The sequence below is a fragment of the Vitiosangium sp. GDMCC 1.1324 genome, from assembly GCF_003044305.1.
In the GTDB taxonomy this organism is placed as follows: Bacteria; Myxococcota; Myxococcia; order Myxococcales; family Myxococcaceae; genus Archangium.
On sequence record NZ_PZOX01000019.1, the window covers coordinates 41640 to 56208 of the forward strand.

The following is a 14569-nucleotide window of genomic DNA, read 5'->3' on the forward strand; positions in this document are numbered from 1 at the left end:
GGGAGCGGCTCGGCGCGGCATCAGGAGTTCCTCGTAGGTGATGTAGGACTCCTCGCTGCCCCCACACCAGCAGGCGTGCGCACGGCGCGCTTGCGTCACCGCCTGGAGGCCCTGGTAGGTCTTGCTCGCACGAATCCCCAGCGGGCATGGCTCCTCACGGCCGAAATGCAAGAGGGGCTCGGCTTTGGACTCGGGATGAGATACGAGTCGGTCGTCGTGCAACCACTGGCTCGCAGAGAGTCTCCTTTCGTCCGGCGGCAAGGGTTCGCGGTCTCCCATGGACCCGCGTGCAATTGTTGGCGGCTCGAAGGGGTGGCAAGACTCGAAAGGGGGCGAGCGTGCCCGGTTCCTGGTTTCAACCTCGCGGTTACAGGGAGCGGGACGTTCGGTACCGGGAGTGAGGAATCCCGGACGCGTGTGTGTGGTTCTTCACTCCCTGACTTACCCCCCTGAGGAGGACGAGGTCTTTCGTGTCGGAACTCGGCAAACGTATCGGACAGCGCATTCGTGAACTTCGCACCCAGCGCCCTGAGCGCTGGACACAGGAGGAGCTCGCGGAGCGGGCGCAGATCAGCGTCTCCTTCCTCTCGATGATCGAGCGGGGAGAGCGTGTCGCCCATGTGGAAACCCTAGCCGCCCTGGCCAACGCCCTGGGCGTGAGCCTTGGCGAGCTCTTCGCGGGAACGGAGGAGACGCCGGCGCAGACGGAGGACTTGCTGCGGCCGTTGTCGGACTTCGCCCGCGCCAGGGGCCTGACGGCCCGGGACGTGGACCGCCTGCTGGGCGTGGCTCGGGCCATGTTCAGCGGCTCCGCGGCCTGACCCCGGCAACTTGAGCGGTTGCCGTCCTTGACGGGACGCATCTGAGACCGGGAAGATGGGAAATGTTGGCTGTGCGTCAATGGCGCGCGGCGATTTCCCTCTTCGAAGGAGTTTTCTCAGATGCGTCTGGGTCTCGCCGTGTGTGTGGCGGTCGCGAGCGGAGCGTTGCTCGCGGCTTGCCAGTCCCCGCTCCCAGCCACGCTGGAGTTCGTGGACCAGTCTCCCCTCCAGCCTCGGCTGGGGGAGATCACCACGTTGCGCTTTCGCGCCATTGACTCTCGTGGCCAGCCGCAGCCGGGCGTGCATGTCACCTTCGAGGTGCAGGCGCCCGTCTCCGGTATCGAAATCAATCCCACGGAGGCCACCACCGACGTGAGCAACGGCATGGCCTCCACCCAGGTGGTGGCCAAGGGCGGCCGTGTCTCCTCCGTGGTGGTGACAGCCCGAGTGGGGGACAAGTCGGCGGTCAGCCCCGCCGTCACCTTCGCGGGCTCCAGCTCCAACTCCCGCCAGTTCACCTTCCAGTGCGGCTCCGTCTCCGGCAACGGCTCGGGCGGTGTGCATGCCATCGGCGCCTATGACGAGACGCGTCATCTCATCGCCGGTGTGAAGGTGGACTGCATCGCCCACGTGGCGGATCGCAACGGCGATGGTATCGCCGGGGCGCAGGTCTCCTTCCTCACCGAGGCGGGCACCATCGGCCCCAGCGCCACCAGCGTGACCGACGTGGTGGGCAACGCCAAGGTCCTCTACAAGACCTCGCTGCCGCTGCCCGACGATGTGCCCCCGGGCGTCTTCTCCTGGACTCCGCTCAACGACGCCACCCACACCGGCGAGTACATCGCCCCGCTGTGGATGCACCCGTTCACATGGGTCGAGGACCCCATCACCACCTACAAGGGGCCCTTCAACCTCCAGGAGCCTCGCCGGCCGGATCCCATCCGTCCGGGCAAGGAGAACAACCCTCGCGACAACCTGGTGAGCATGATCGCCGTCACCACGGGCGAGGAGGCCTTCGACGACCTCAACAACAACGGCGTCCACGACTCCAACGAGCCCTTCGTCGACCTGACCGAGCCCTTCGTCGACAACAACGACAACGGCACGTGGGACGAGAAGGAGCGCTACGTCGACGCCAACGGCAACGGCAAGTGGGACGGCAAGAACGGCCAGTACGACGCCGTCACGCTCATCTGGGTCCAGGAGCGCATCCTCTGGACGGGCTGGCCTCATGATCAGGACCGGCGCACGCCCCTCCCGGGTGAGAACTACCGGTCGGTCCTTGCCTCGCTCAGCCCGCCCGCGGTCAAGCAGCACCTGGACAAGTTCGACCAGCTGCTCGCGGAGTTCCTGGTCGCCGACCCCTGGTTCAACAGCATCGCCCGTAACAGCAACGACGACGGCTGCGAGTCGGGCACGGTCGGTCCCGTGGAGGTCGCCAAGCTCACCAAGGGCATGGCCTTCACCTACCCGCCCTACACGTACATGCGCTACGTCATCAAGGACGTGCGCGACCCCACCAACCCGGACGTCCCCAACTACCCCACCGCCATCGACTGGGAAGTCACGGCCGGCTGCGTCTTCACTGCCTCTCAGCAAGACGGCCACAAGGTCATCGTCAACGCCCCCAGGGTCTTCGGCGATATCTTCCCGTAGCCAGGGCCTGGCAAGGGCATTGACCCCGGGCCCCTCCATCCGTACCGTCCTTCCCGGCTGATTGATGAATCAACCGGGGAGAGACAGCTTGTGAGTCAGCGCCAGAGCAAGTCGGAGGAGGCAGGGAGCCGGGAGAACGAGCGCCGCCGCACCATCCTGCGCGCGGCGATCGACGTGTTCGCGCGCAAGGGCTACCACGGGTGTCGCATCGCGGACGTTGCGCGCGAGGCGGGCGTGGCCTACGGGCTCGTCTACCACTACTTCAAGAACAAGGACGAGCTGCTCGAGACCGTCGTGGAGACGGGGTGGAGCGGCTTCGTCTCGCGCATGCGCACGGTGGCCGAGGACGAGAGCACCTCGCTCGAGCAGAAGGTGCGCGCCATCGCGGACGTGGCCTTCGAGGCCTACCGGGTGGATCCCCGCGCGGTGAAGGTGCTCATCCTCGAGGTGGCCCGCAGCCCGGCGGGCACCCAGGTCGTCAGCCGGCAGCAGGCCTTCCTCGACGCCATCCGCATGGCCGCGGACATGTTCGCTCGCGCCCAGTCCACCGGAGAGCTGCGCGCGGACGCGGACCCCATGCTGTGCGCCTCGCTCCTCGTCGGCGCCATTGAAATGGGGCTCACCGCCTTCGTGTCCGGCCTCATGGAGGACCGCAGCCCCGAGGCCCTGGAGCGCGCCAAGGTGCAGATCGCCGATTCCTTCCTTCACGGCGTCATCCCCGGCGCCGCTCCTTCCGCGGAGGCATCATGGAAGCAGGAGAGGTCGTCGTCCGGTACCAAGTCGAAGGTGGGCAAGCGCTCCTGACCATTGATCGGCCGAGGGCGCGCAATGCGCTCTCGCCAGACGTGCTCCAGGGGCTGTTCGCCGCGCTGGACAGGGCGGAGGCGGACCCCGCCGTGCGTGTGGTGGTCCTCACGGGCGCGGGGGAGAAGGTGTTCTGCGCCGGGGGAGACCTCGGGCAGATGGCCGGGGAGGGCGGCTTCCTCTCCACCCACGAGGGGCGCCGCACCTATGGCCGCCTGCTGCTGAGGCTGCAGGACCTCCGCAAGCCCACGGTGGCGCGCGTCAACGGGCACGCGCTCGCGGGCGGGCTGGGGCTGGTGCTCGGGTGCGACCTGGCCGTGGCCGCCGAGCACGCCGAGCTGGGCACCCCGGAGATCGACGTGGGGCTCTTCCCCATGATGATGATGGCGCTCCTGCAGCGGCACGTGGGCCGCAAGCGGGCCCTGGAGATGGTGATGACGGGCGAGCGGATGCCGGCGCGCGAGGCGCTCGCGCTGGGGCTGCTCAACCGGGTGGTGCCCGCGGCGGAACTGGACGCGACGGTGGCGGGGCTCGTGGGGAAGCTCGCGGGGAAGAGTCAGGCAGTGCTCGCCCTGGGCCGCCGCGCCTTCTTCACCGCCGAGGATCTGCCCCTGCCGGCCGCGATTGAGTACCTGTCCTCGCAGCTGTCGCTCAACGTGCTGGCCGACGACGCCGCCGAGGGCGTCACCGCCTTCATCGAGAAGCGTCCACCCCAGTGGAAGGACCGCTGAGTTTTCAGAATCCCGGAGGAGGTGCCCCATGCCGTTGTCGAAGGACAAGGTTGTCGTCACCTGTGCGCTGACGGGCGTGTTGGCCAAGAGAGACCAGTGCCCGTACCTGCCGTACTCACCGGTGGAGATCGCCGAGGAGGCCCGCCGCGCCTACGAGGCCGGCGCGGCGGTGGTGCACATCCACGGCCGCGAGCCCGACTCGGGCGATCAGACGTGGAGCGCGGACATCTACGGGCAGATCAAGGACGAGGTGCGCAAGCGCAGCCCCATCATCGTCAACTTCTCCACCGGCGGCTTCAACATGGGCGTCGAGTCCGAGGAGGAGAAGAAGGAGCGCCTGGCCTACGTGTGGAAGACGAAGCCGGAGATGGCCGCGCTCAACATGGGGTCGATGAACTACGCGAAGTACTCGGAGAAGCGGAAGGGCTTCGTCTTCGACTTCGTGTTCCCCAACCCCTTCTCCGACATCCTGCTGGCCACCGAGGCCATGCGCGAGGGCGGGGTGAAGCCGGAGTTGGAGTGCTTCGACCTGGGCCACATCCACAACGCGGAGCCGCTGCTGCAGATGGGCGCGCTCCAGGGCCCGCAGCAGTACAGCTTCATCCTCGGGGTGCTGGGCGGGGTGGCGCCCTCGGCGGAGAACCTGCTCGCCATGGCGCGGCAGGTGCGGCCCGAGGACACCTGGGAGGTGATTGGCATCTCCAAGGTGCAGTGGAAGCTGGTGGCCTCGGCGCTCGTGCTGGGCGGCAACATCCGCGTGGGGCTCGAGGACAACTTCTACCTGGACCCGGCCGGCAAGGAGATGGCCAAGGGCAACGGGCCCCTGGTGGAGAAGGCGGTGCGGCTCGCGCGGGACATCGGCCGCGAGCCGATGAGCCCGGACGAGGCCCGGGTCGCGCTCGGCATCGGCAAGGCGTGGTGAGCCCTACGGCTTGTCGCGCTGGGTGACGGCCGGAGCGCCGCCGGCGAAGTCGAGCTTGAGCAGCGTCTCGCCGTCCACCCACAGGTCCTCCACCTTCACCCCCCAGTGGAGGTGGGGGCCGGTGACCCGGCCGGTGTTGCCCACCTTGCCCAGGAGCTGGCCTCGCTCCACGCGCTCGCCGTCCTTCACGTCCATGGCCGACAGGTGGAAGTAGGCCGTGTAGAGGCCGGCCCCGTGGTACACGAGCACCGTGTTGCCCGAGGCGTAGGCATCTCGCGTCATCACCACCGTGCCCGCGTTGGCCGCGTACACCGGCACGCCCACCGCCCCGCGCAGGTCCGTGCCGAAGTGTTGGCTCTGCTTCTTGCCGTTGAAGGTGCGCAGGTCTCCATAGGGCGCGGTGATCTTGTCCTGGCGCGGCCAGGCGAAGTTCTCCGCGAACAGGGGCGCGGCGAAGGCCTGCGCGAAGGCGGTGGCGAAGGCGGCCTTGTCCGCCTCCATGCGCGCCTGCACCTGCGGGTCCGGCTTCGTCTTCACGAACTTGTTGGCCACCTTCAGCGTGCGCTCGGGCCAGCCCGGAGGCACCACGTCCAGAGTGCGCGAGAGCTCCACGGGCGCGGCGGCGCCAGGGGCCGGCGCCGACACCTTCACCACCACCGCTCCCAGCTTCTGCTCCACCGGGAGGCCGGTGAGGGCCTGGAAGCCCTCGTGCACCGGGTAGAAGCGCAAGGGGCGCTCTCCGAGGGTGCCGGTGGGGACCTCGGTGAGACCGCGCACGGTGACGAGCACCGGATCGCCCGGCCGGGCAGTGGCGGGCTGGAGGGAGAGGAGGGGACGCTCCTCGGCGGCGAAAGCGGACAGGCCAAGGGCCAGCAGGAGGAACGGAAGCCGTCGGAGGGAGGAGGGGCTCACGGCCGCGAGATATGCGTGCGGGGAGGGGGAGCGTCAACGAATGCCGACATCGGCAACCCCCCGAGTGTCCGCCGCGAGGCTGTCCGCGCCAGGCCTCGGGAGGAGAAGGGGCGCCTGCACCGTCCTCCGAGCAGCGAGCGGACGAGCGGGCTCCCGCTGAGCCTCAGCGTTCTCTCCGCACGCATGGCTTCCTAGCTTCCGGCTATTCGTTTCAGAGGGGGAGATAACCGGATGCCTCGTTCCTACAGCTTCGAGCATTTCACCGTACCCAAGACAGCGACCGGCAGCCGCAGCCTGCGCCGCCGGGACAAGCAGCAGCTGTCCGAGAAGCGCGCCGAGGAGCGCCGGCTCGCCAAGGGTCTGAACTATGGCCGGAGCCACGCGGAGACGGAGGAGATGTTCCAGGTGCGAGCCATGAACGCGCAGCTCGAGGCGCTGGCGGGTCTGTCTCCCAACGCCCCGGTGAAGCCCACCGCGAACAACCTGGGCCAGCCCATTGGCGCGCTGCCCGTGGCCGAGGAGCCTTTGCTGTCGCGCGGGGCCCTGCGCGACGTGCTCGACGAGGCCCTGCGTCAGTTCCGCGCCTTGCAGTCGGGCATCCAGGACGCCACCCGGGCCACGGGACGGCTGCTGTCCCTGCCCATGGATGCGGTGCGTCTGGCCGCGCAGCGGCTGCGTCTCGTGCAGGGCTAGCCCGGGGATGGGGTAGGACGTGGCGCTGACGCTCGTTTCCTACAACATCCACAGTGGTATCGGGACGGATGGTCGCTTCGATCTGAACCGGGTGGGCGAGGTGTTGCGGGAGGTCAACGCGGACATCATCGCCCTCCAGGAAGTGGGGGACTACCGGGGCAAGACGCCTCGGGAGGACCAGCCCGAGCACCTGGCGGACCTGCTCGGGCTGCACATGGCCTTCGGGCCCAACGTGGTGCGCAACGGCCGCCGCTACGGCAACGCCATCCTCTCCCGGCTGCCCATCCTCAAGTCGAAGAACTACGACTTGAGCGTGGGCCGCCGCGAGCCTCGGGGCGCCTTGCGCTGTGACCTGGACCTGGGGAACAGCCGGCAGCTCCACCTCTTCTGCCTGCACCTGGGACTGAGCATGCGCGAGCGCCGGCGCCAGGAGGCGCTGCTGCTGTCCGCCGACATCCTCCGCGACGCCGTGCGGAGCGATCCGGTGGTGGTGTGTGGAGACTTCAACTATTGGGGACCCGGCGCGGTGCCCGGGCTCGTCCGCCAAGCCATCCACGACGTGGCCCTCGAGCTGGGCACTCCGGTGCGCACCTACCACTCCCGCCTCCCGGTCCTGCGGTTGGATCGCATCTACGTGGATTCCGGGGTGAGGCCGCTGGCCCTGCACGCCCATCGGACCCCGCTCTCCGCCGTGGCCTCGGACCACCTGCCGCTGGTCATGCGCTTCGAGGCCCCGCTGGAAGGCGAGGTTCCCCGCTCGGCACCGGTGGAGCTCATCGGGTAGCCTGGGGGCACGGGCTCGTCGGATGGCCGACGCTGACGAACGCCGGACACATGGCTCCGTGACGGGGTTGTCGCGGAGAACAGGGGGGGCCTACGTTGGGGCCTCCGAATGAGAGCGACGGCCGGGGAGCAGATGGGCTTGGGCACCGAACAGACGGAGCGCGGATTGGCCGTGCTCGTCGGGCGCTTGACAGACGGTTTCAGCAAGCTGGTGACACAGCACCTGCTGCTGGCTCGCGCGGAGTTGATGCAGGACGCCCGGAACATGGGCCTGGACGTGGCGCTCATCGCCGCCTTCGTGCCCTTCGTGCTGGTGGGCTACGCCTTCCTCTGTGGGGCGCTGGCCGTCGTCCTGGCGCAGTGGATGGGTTGGGCCGGCGCGCTCGCGCTGGTGGGCGCGGTCAACCTCGTGGGCGGAGGCCTGGGCATCGCTCGGGCCGCCACGCGGCTCAAGTCCCGCCAGGTCATGGACGAGACCGCCGCGGAGCTCAACCGCAGCGTGGCGGTGCTCGCCCAGGCCCCGCGGCCCGCCGTGCTTCCCCCGGAGGCCCGCCATGGCCGCTGACGGCAAGGCGAGGAGCCCGCCCCTGACGCCCGAGCAGATCCGCGCGGACATCGAGCGCACGCGCGCCGAGCTCATCCACTCCGTGGGCGAGCTGCGCGAGGAAGTGGCGCGGCGCGCTGACTGGCGCGAGTGGGTCCGCCATCGGCCCCTCACCTGTATGGGGGCGGCTTTCTTCGTCGGATTCCTCATCGGCAATAGCCAACGGCGCTGAGACGCCCCATCTTCCGTTCCACCCCTACCCACCCGAGAGGATGGCTTCCATGGACGTCAATCCGCAGCACCTGCAGGAGAAGGCCCGTCAGCTCCAGGAGAACGTGATGCCGCAGCTGGAGGACGCGCGGCGCAACCTGGAGGACATCAACAAGCGCGTGGTGGGCTTCATCCGCGCCAACCCCGGCACGTGCCTGCTGGGCGCCGTGGCCCTGGGCTTCATCGTCGGGCGCATCGCGTCCCGCCGCTGAGCCCGCCGCCGTTTCCTCGAAGACTCGGAGTACCGACATGACGACCTTCCAGAGCAACCCGGGCAGTGGCGGCCAGTCGGCCAACGTTGGCCAGACGCAAGGCAATCAGGGGCAGGAGGGCTTTGGCCAGCGAGTGGACCGGATCGGCTCGGATGCGCAGCAGCTGTGGGAAGACACGCGCGGCGCGGTGACGGATCTGCAGGAGACGTTGGATCTCAAGGGCCGGGTGGAGCGCAACCCGTACCTGATGCTGGCCGCGGCCTTCGGCGTGGGCTACGTGCTCGGCGGTGGCCTCTTCACGCGCACCACCGGACGCATCATCCGGCTGGGCGTGCGGCTGGCGGCACTGCCCATGGTCAAGGACGAGCTCATCGGCATGGCCGAGGCGGCGCTGCACGGCGTCGAGGTCGGCGCCGGCCGCGTCTCCAACATGGCCGGCGGTGGCGGCGCGGGCGGTCCGGAGCGCTCTCCAGGTTCTCAGGGCCCCCAAGGTTCCCAGGTGTGATTCACTCGGTTTCCCACTCGCAGCACATGGAGCGCCCCGATGTTCAGCGCCAGTGACTTGAAGAAGATGGACAAGGACGATCTGCTCAACCTGCTCGGCCTGGAGACTCGGAAGGGCCCCACGGACTGGCTGTTGCCCACGCTGGGGGCGTTCTCCGTGGGCCTGCTGGTGGGCGCGGGCCTCGGCCTGCTGATGGCCCCCAAGCCCGGGGCCGAGCTGCGTGACGACCTGCGCAACCGGCTGCAGGGCACCCAGGACTCCCTGGCCCAGGGCATCGGGCAGCGCTCCGAGTCCTCGTCCCGCGGCGTCTGAGCCACGGGAGTCAGGGCACCGCCCGCGAACCGGGCACCCCTCGAGGGGCGATCCGCTCATGTCGGATCGCCCCTTTGTCCTTCCAGGCGGTAGACTCCGCGATCCATGCGGGAGCTCGGGGCGTGACGTCGAGGAAGGAGCGCAAGCCGGCTGGAGGCAAAGGCCGGGCGGGGAAGGGTCCTGCCCAGGGACGTGCCACGCCGAAGCACCAGGGGTCGCCGCGGCGGCGGGATACGCCCGTGGAGATTCCCGCCGTCGATGAGGCGTGGGTGGAGGGGAGTCCACTCCCTGCGCCCGTGCGGACCCGGCGGCCAGGCCGGGAGGCTCCGCGCGATGTCCCCACCGAAGGTTCCCAGTTGCGCGGGTCCGCGCTGCGCCGACACACGCCCCAGGATCTGCCCGCAGTGGGCTCGGAGGGCGTCATGCCGGCACGGCCGGAGGCGCCACGTGAGCCGCTCCGTCCCGGTGCCGCCGCCGAGTCCGTGACTCGGGGAGTCCTGGTCCGGGTGCGCAGCTTGGAGACGCTGGAGTCCGCTTACGAGGCCTGGGTCGAGTTGAGGCTGGCGCACGGCTCCGCGCGGTTGCGCTTCCAGGAGGAACACGAGCGGCTGGAGCAGCAGGGCTCCTTCCTGGTGGGCGCGGTGCGGGCGGCGAGTCAGGAGCGGGCGGCTTCGGCTGGGACGGCACCGGCGGCGGAGTCGGCGCTCGCCTCCGCGGACGGGCCCATGCGGGACTTCCTGCGCCAGGCCGAGGAGAAGCTGGCGCGGGCACGCGAAGCGCTCGCGAAGGACGAGTCCGAGAGCGAGGCCCATTACCGGGCCGCCTTCGAGGAGATCCGTACCACCCTTCAGGACCGGGCGCGGCGCTACCTGGCCGCATCGCCTCCACGCCTGCGGTTGTTGCTGCGCAAGGTGGGCGCGACGCGCGCCGTGCTGCATGTGGAGCGCGTGAGTGGGGATGTCCCCGTGCTCCTGCTGTATCTCTTCGCCGGGCGCATTCCGTCGCGGTACGGCTTCCTCTTCGACGACACCACCGAGGACGTATCGCTGCCGCCCGCGCCGCTCTATCCGGAGGAAGGTGTCGCGCCGGGCGAGGTCCGTCCCGAGGCTCCGGCCCTGGTGGCGCGGGTGCGCGCGCCGGGCGAGGTGCTGCCCGTGAAGGGCTTCCTGCCCGTCTTCGTGCCGCGCCCCGAGGGCGGTGAGGACTTCTTCCGCCTCCTGCAGCGCGGCCCGGTGATGGAGGTGGAGGTGGCCGAGGGCCCGGACTTCCGCGGCATCCTCACCCGCGAGGAGTCCGAGCGCTTCGCGGGGCACCTGCTGCGCCTCAAGCTCGAGGGCAGGCTCGAGCTCGAGGTGGAGGCGGGGTGAAACCGGAGGACGCGCTCCGGGTTACTGCGTGTGCACCATGCCGATGTCCGCGGTGCCCACCAGCAGTGCGCTTCCGATGAACAGGTTGTTGGACTCGGCACCGCCAGTCCTCACCGTCTGGAAGATGACGAGGTAGTTGCTCTTCGGCTGGGGGAAGGCGCTGCCGGGGATGGAGAGGCTCGCCGTCTTCCACTCGACGGGCACCGCCACGAGCTGGATGAAGGCCAGCGGATCCTTCGGCACGTTGCTGTAGGTGGGCTCTCCCTGCTTGCCTTCCGAGCTCACCGGGACGACGGTGACGAAGCCGATCGTGCGCTCCGAGCCCGAGGGCAGCGACGGACGCTGCAGCGTGAGGCCCTGGTTGGCCGTGTGCCGGATGTAGCCTCCCGCCGGGTGGAGCGCCTCGATACGCTCCTGGCCCGGTGCGTCCTCCACCTGGCCCACGTGTGAGTTGCCGCCCTGCACGGCGACGAAGCGGTACGTGGCGCCGGTCTGGTACTTCACGCCCGCGTCGTCGCTGGGTTCGCTCGTCATGCTGTAGGTCCCCGAGCCCTTGTTCTCGAGGTTCAGCGTGCTGCCGTTCTTGATCTCGAGGCGGACGGTGGCGTCGGCGAGCGGCTGCGGATTGCCCTGCTCGCCATTGCGCGTGCCGAAGAAGACGAAGGCGGCCGTCTGGCCGGGGATGGTGAGCCGATCCGCTTCGGGAACGCCGCCGTCGGGCAGCGTGCCGGCGTCGAGCCCGGCCATGGCCGTCAGTGACACGTCCACGTCGGGCGTGGAGAGCAGGGTGCCCACCATCACCTTCTCGGCGAAGATCTGGTCGCCCAGGTCGCAGGCAAGGGGGGTGAGCAGGAGAGCGGTGGCGGCAGCGGACAGCAGGAGGCGTTTCATGTGCGTCTTTCCGGAAGGTCGGCCCGGCGACCGAGCATATCAGGGCGTCGGGAGGGCTGGGGCTGGGGGCCGAACGCGCTATGGTGGCGCTCTCCGTGCGAAGCCTTCCCATCTACTCGGCCGGTCTCCGCTTCCTGCAGCGGCTCGGCTATTCGCTCCTGCAGGCCACGCTCTTCGGCGCCATCCTGGGCCTGCTCGTCTACTACCGCGTCCCGCGGGCGCAGCTCTCCGAGGAGGCCACGCCCATCGCGCTGCTTGCCCGCCCCTCGGCCTGGGTGCAGTCGTGGGAGCGCGTCACCTACGACTGGCGCGCGCGCGCGCTGGGGGCCCGCTCCTCGCGCTCGGATCGCGTGGTGGTGGTGGCGCTCGATGACGAGACGCTCGCCGAGGCCCGCCAGGACGAGCACCCCGGCATCGCCTCCAATCCGTGGCCCCGCGAGATTCTCGGCGGCCTGTCCAACCGGCTCGTCGACGAGGGCGCGGAGCTGGTGCTGCTCGACTTCCCCTTCACCGAGCGCAGCCCGCGCGCCTGTCTCGCGCAGGGCACGCCCGGCCTGGAGGGGCTGGACGACGACGGAGCCTTTCGCAAGCTGCTGGACCGCAACCCGCAGAAGTCGGTGCTGGCCTTCTCGTGGACACCGGACCGGGGGATTCCAGCGGGCAGCCGGCTGTGGCCGTTCCGCGTGCGGCTGGGGACCTACGCCAGCGCGGCGGACGCCCGGGGGCGGGTGCAGTCGGTGCTGGCCGACCAGAAGCCGGCGTTCCTCATCCCCGCGGGCAACGCCCTGGAGGTGTGGGCGGGCGTATCGAGCGAGCAGGAGGGCCAGCGGGTGGCTCAGGCTCAGGGCGTGCGCGAGCCCCTGAAGGTGCAGGAGCGGAGCGTCACGGACGACACGTACCGCGTGGGTCCGCTCGAGCTCTTCGTGTCGCTGGCCGAGGTGGAGGTGGAAGGGTTGGACGCGGCGCAGCTGGAGGAGGTGCGGCAGCTGGAGCACCCGGTGGCGCCGCTGTTGGGTACGGGGAGCCTCTACGGCGCCATCACCGTGCCGGCGGATCCGGATGGCGTGGTGCGGGCGGTGCCCCACCTGGTGAGTTACCGCTCGCGCGAGGGAAACCGGCACATCTTGCCCTCGATGCCGCTGGCGGCGGCGATGCGCCAGGCGAACACGCGCCAGCTTCGCTATGCGGACGGCCGGCTGTACGTGGGAGACCGGTTCTCCATTCCCATGGACGAGTCCGGCTACAGCCTGGTGCGCTGGGACGCGGCGGAGGTGGGGCGGGGCTCGCGCGGCTCGGTGTCGAGGGCCATCCCCGCGTGGAACGTGCTGCTCAACCTCTTCGCCGTGCGCGAGGGCGTACCTCCTCGAGCGGTGCACGACATCGAGGGGCGCCTCATCGTCTTCACCAACACCTCGCGTCAGGCGATGGACTTCCAGCACACGCCCATTGGCGAGCGCACGCCCTCGGGCGCGGTACTGGCGCAGTCGCTGGTGAACCTGTTGCAGTCCGAGGGTCTCACCCGCGCCACGCCGAGGACGGACCTGTTCCTCACGCTGGGGCTGGCGTTCATCGGCGCCTTCTTCGCGCTCACCTTCAACCGGGGCCTGCGCTCCTTCGGCGACATGCTGGTGTACCTGGCCGCCATGGGTGCGCTGGGGCTCGTCTACGCGGGGGTGGCCTGGTACGTGTTCATCACGAAGCTGCTCTGGGTGGCGATGGTGGGTCCGCTGCTGGCCATGGGCCTCACCTTCATCTTCACCATCGTCCAGGCCTCGCGCGCCGAGCGGCAGTTGCGCCACTTCATCACGGACGTGCTCGGCCGCTACGTCAGCCCCGAGGTGGCGCGGCTCGTCACGAGGGACCTGCGCCTGCTGACGAGGCCGGAGCGCCGCGAGGTGACGGTCTTCTTCTGTGACCTGGACGGCTTCTCGCGTCTGTCCGGGGAGCTCCCGCCCGAGCGGCTCATCCAGCTCCTCAACGACTACCTGACGGAGATGACGGACGTGGTGCGCTCCACGCACGGCCAGGTGGACAAGTACATCGGCGACGCGGTGATGGCCTTCTGGGGCGCGCCGGTGCGGACGGATCGCCATGCGCACCGGGCCTGCGAGGCTGCGCTGAAGGTGCGCTCGGTGCTGCTGGAGCGGCAGGCGTACTGGGACAAGACGTACGGCCACCACCTGCAGTGCCGCATCGGCATCGACAGCGGCGAGGTGCTGGTGGGCGGCATGGGCAGTGACTTCGAGTCCAAGTACTCCGTCATGGGCGATTCGGTGAGGCTCTCCATGTTCCTGGAGGGCCTCAACCGGGGCTATGGCACCTTCGTGCTGGTGGGGGACGCCTCGGCGAAGCTGGCGCAGGACGCCTATGTCTTCCGCGAAGTGGATCGGGTGCGGCTCAAGGGCCGGGCTGAGCCCCTGCGCATGCACGAGCTGGTGGGCCGCAAGGGAGAGATCTCCCTCCAGGTCCAGGGGCAGCTCGCGCTCTACGAGCAGGCGCTCACCGCGTACCACCAGCGCCGCTTCGACGAGGCGCTGGCGCTCTTCACGCGGGGCGTGGAGGAGTTCCAGGACGCGGTGGCCGGGGTGTACGCCGAGCGCTGCCGCAAGCTCTCCTCGGCGGCGCCACCGGAAGACTGGGACGGCGTGTTCGGGCTCGAGGGCTCGTGAGCGGCGCGCGGCGGGCTACTCTTCCGCTTCTTCCGGGTGGCCGAAGAGCTCGACGATGGGCTTGTCCTGCTCGATGTGCTCGGCCACCACGCGCCGCATCTTCTCCGGCGTCATGTGCGAGTAGTACACCTCGCCCTCCCAGCCCATGAGTTGGTAGTCCTCGGGGGAGAGCGGATCCCTCTTGCGCCCCGTCTCCTCGCGGATGACGACGTTCGGCCCCATGTGGCAGAAGCCGTAGCAGCCTCCGCGGTACAGCTCGCAGCGCACCTGGAGTTTGCGTGTGGACAGCTCGTCCCGGGCGGCCGCGGCCACGGCGTCGGAGCCACCGGCCTTGCAGCTCGAGCCCTTGCACACGGAGAGGCGGTAGCGCTTCATACGGCACCCACCCTACGGAGTTTGGGAGATCCTGGAAAGGGTCGCGCGGCTGAAGAGGGCCAGTCCTCTCGCATGCCAGGAGCGTGGTTGTAGGGCTGCAAC

At 69.5% G+C, this 14569-nt stretch carries 17 protein-coding genes; 14 read left to right on the forward strand and 3 right to left on the reverse strand.

Annotation, left to right across the window (positions count from 1 at the left end; genetic code table 11):
* Positions 1-470: 470 nt before the first annotated feature.
* The 5 genes from DAT35_RS40885 (at position 471) to DAT35_RS40905 (ending at position 4934) form a co-directional block, all read left to right on the forward strand.
* A complete protein-coding gene (locus DAT35_RS40885) occupies positions 471-821 on the forward strand; it encodes a helix-turn-helix domain-containing protein (protein ID WP_108074726.1) in 351 nt (116 codons plus the stop codon).
* 120 nt (positions 822-941) lie between these two features.
* Positions 942-2477 carry a hypothetical protein gene (locus tag DAT35_RS40890; RefSeq protein ID WP_108074727.1) on the forward strand — a complete coding sequence of 512 codons (1536 nt, stop codon included), beginning with the start codon at positions 942-944 and terminating at the stop codon, positions 2475-2477.
* Positions 2478-2567: 90 nt separating this feature from the next.
* Entirely contained in the window at positions 2568-3281 is a 714-nt protein-coding gene (locus DAT35_RS40895; RefSeq protein ID WP_108074728.1) for a TetR/AcrR family transcriptional regulator, read from the forward strand.
* Positions 3224-4012 (forward strand): enoyl-CoA hydratase/isomerase family protein, encoded by a 789-nt coding sequence (locus tag DAT35_RS40900; RefSeq protein ID WP_108074729.1) that lies wholly within the window; start codon positions 3224-3226, stop codon positions 4010-4012. The genes DAT35_RS40895 and DAT35_RS40900 overlap by 58 nt, the downstream gene beginning before the upstream one ends.
* A gap of 28 nt (positions 4013-4040) precedes the next feature.
* Positions 4041-4934 (forward strand): 3-keto-5-aminohexanoate cleavage protein, encoded by an 894-nt coding sequence (locus tag DAT35_RS40905; RefSeq protein WP_108074730.1) that lies wholly within the window; start codon positions 4041-4043, stop codon positions 4932-4934.
* A 3-nt stretch (positions 4935-4937) separates the two neighbouring features.
* Here the strand turns inward: DAT35_RS40905 and DAT35_RS40910 are convergent, their stop codons facing one another.
* The gene (locus DAT35_RS40910; protein ID WP_108074731.1) at positions 4938-5846 is read right to left on the reverse strand and encodes a M23 family metallopeptidase; all 909 of its coding nucleotides are present in this window, start codon (positions 5844-5846) and stop codon (positions 4938-4940) included.
* Between the two features lie 231 nt (positions 5847-6077).
* Between DAT35_RS40910 and DAT35_RS40915 the strand changes: the two genes are divergently transcribed.
* From DAT35_RS40915 to DAT35_RS40950, 8 genes are all read left to right on the forward strand, one after another.
* Positions 6078-6539, forward strand: a complete 462-nt coding sequence (locus DAT35_RS40915) for a hypothetical protein (protein WP_108074732.1) — start codon at positions 6078-6080, stop codon at positions 6537-6539.
* Positions 6540-6558: 19 nt separating this feature from the next.
* Entirely contained in the window at positions 6559-7323 is a 765-nt protein-coding gene (locus DAT35_RS40920) for an endonuclease/exonuclease/phosphatase family protein (protein ID WP_108074733.1), read from the forward strand.
* A gap of 108 nt (positions 7324-7431) precedes the next feature.
* A complete protein-coding gene (locus DAT35_RS40925) occupies positions 7432-7887 on the forward strand; it encodes a phage holin family protein (RefSeq protein WP_369946319.1) in 456 nt (151 codons plus the stop codon).
* Complete coding sequence (locus tag DAT35_RS40930) at positions 7877-8098, forward strand: DUF3618 domain-containing protein (RefSeq protein ID WP_108074734.1); 222 nt, start codon at positions 7877-7879, stop codon at positions 8096-8098. The genes DAT35_RS40925 and DAT35_RS40930 overlap by 11 nt, the downstream gene beginning before the upstream one ends.
* A 49-nt stretch (positions 8099-8147) precedes the next feature.
* Positions 8148-8348 carry a hypothetical protein gene (locus DAT35_RS40935; protein ID WP_108074735.1) on the forward strand — a complete coding sequence of 67 codons (201 nt, stop codon included), beginning with the start codon at positions 8148-8150 and terminating at the stop codon, positions 8346-8348.
* A 37-nt stretch (positions 8349-8385) separates the two neighbouring features.
* Positions 8386-8853, forward strand: coding sequence for a hypothetical protein (locus DAT35_RS40940; protein WP_233262013.1), 468 nt, complete (start codon positions 8386-8388; stop codon positions 8851-8853).
* Positions 8854-8892: 39 nt separating this feature from the next.
* A complete protein-coding gene (locus DAT35_RS40945; RefSeq protein ID WP_108074736.1) occupies positions 8893-9165 on the forward strand; it encodes a YtxH domain-containing protein in 273 nt (90 codons plus the stop codon).
* Between the two features lie 122 nt (positions 9166-9287).
* Positions 9288-10532: a hypothetical protein gene (locus DAT35_RS40950; protein ID WP_369946320.1), complete on the forward strand. Its 1245-nt coding sequence runs from the start codon at positions 9288-9290 to the stop codon at positions 10530-10532.
* A 21-nt stretch (positions 10533-10553) separates the two neighbouring features.
* On the opposite strand, the gene DAT35_RS40955 is transcribed toward DAT35_RS40950, so the two are convergent.
* A complete protein-coding gene (locus tag DAT35_RS40955) occupies positions 10554-11423 on the reverse strand; it encodes a hypothetical protein (protein WP_199243145.1) in 870 nt (289 codons plus the stop codon).
* 95 nt (positions 11424-11518) lie between these two features.
* On the opposite strand from DAT35_RS40955, the gene DAT35_RS40960 reads away from it, so the two are divergent.
* The gene (locus tag DAT35_RS40960; protein WP_199243146.1) at positions 11519-14092 is read left to right on the forward strand and encodes an adenylate/guanylate cyclase domain-containing protein; all 2574 of its coding nucleotides are present in this window, start codon (positions 11519-11521) and stop codon (positions 14090-14092) included.
* Between the two features lie 15 nt (positions 14093-14107).
* Here the strand turns inward: DAT35_RS40960 and DAT35_RS40965 are convergent, their stop codons facing one another.
* The gene (locus DAT35_RS40965; protein ID WP_108074738.1) at positions 14108-14467 is read right to left on the reverse strand and encodes a ferredoxin; all 360 of its coding nucleotides are present in this window, start codon (positions 14465-14467) and stop codon (positions 14108-14110) included.
* Positions 14468-14569: the final 102 nt, after the last annotated feature.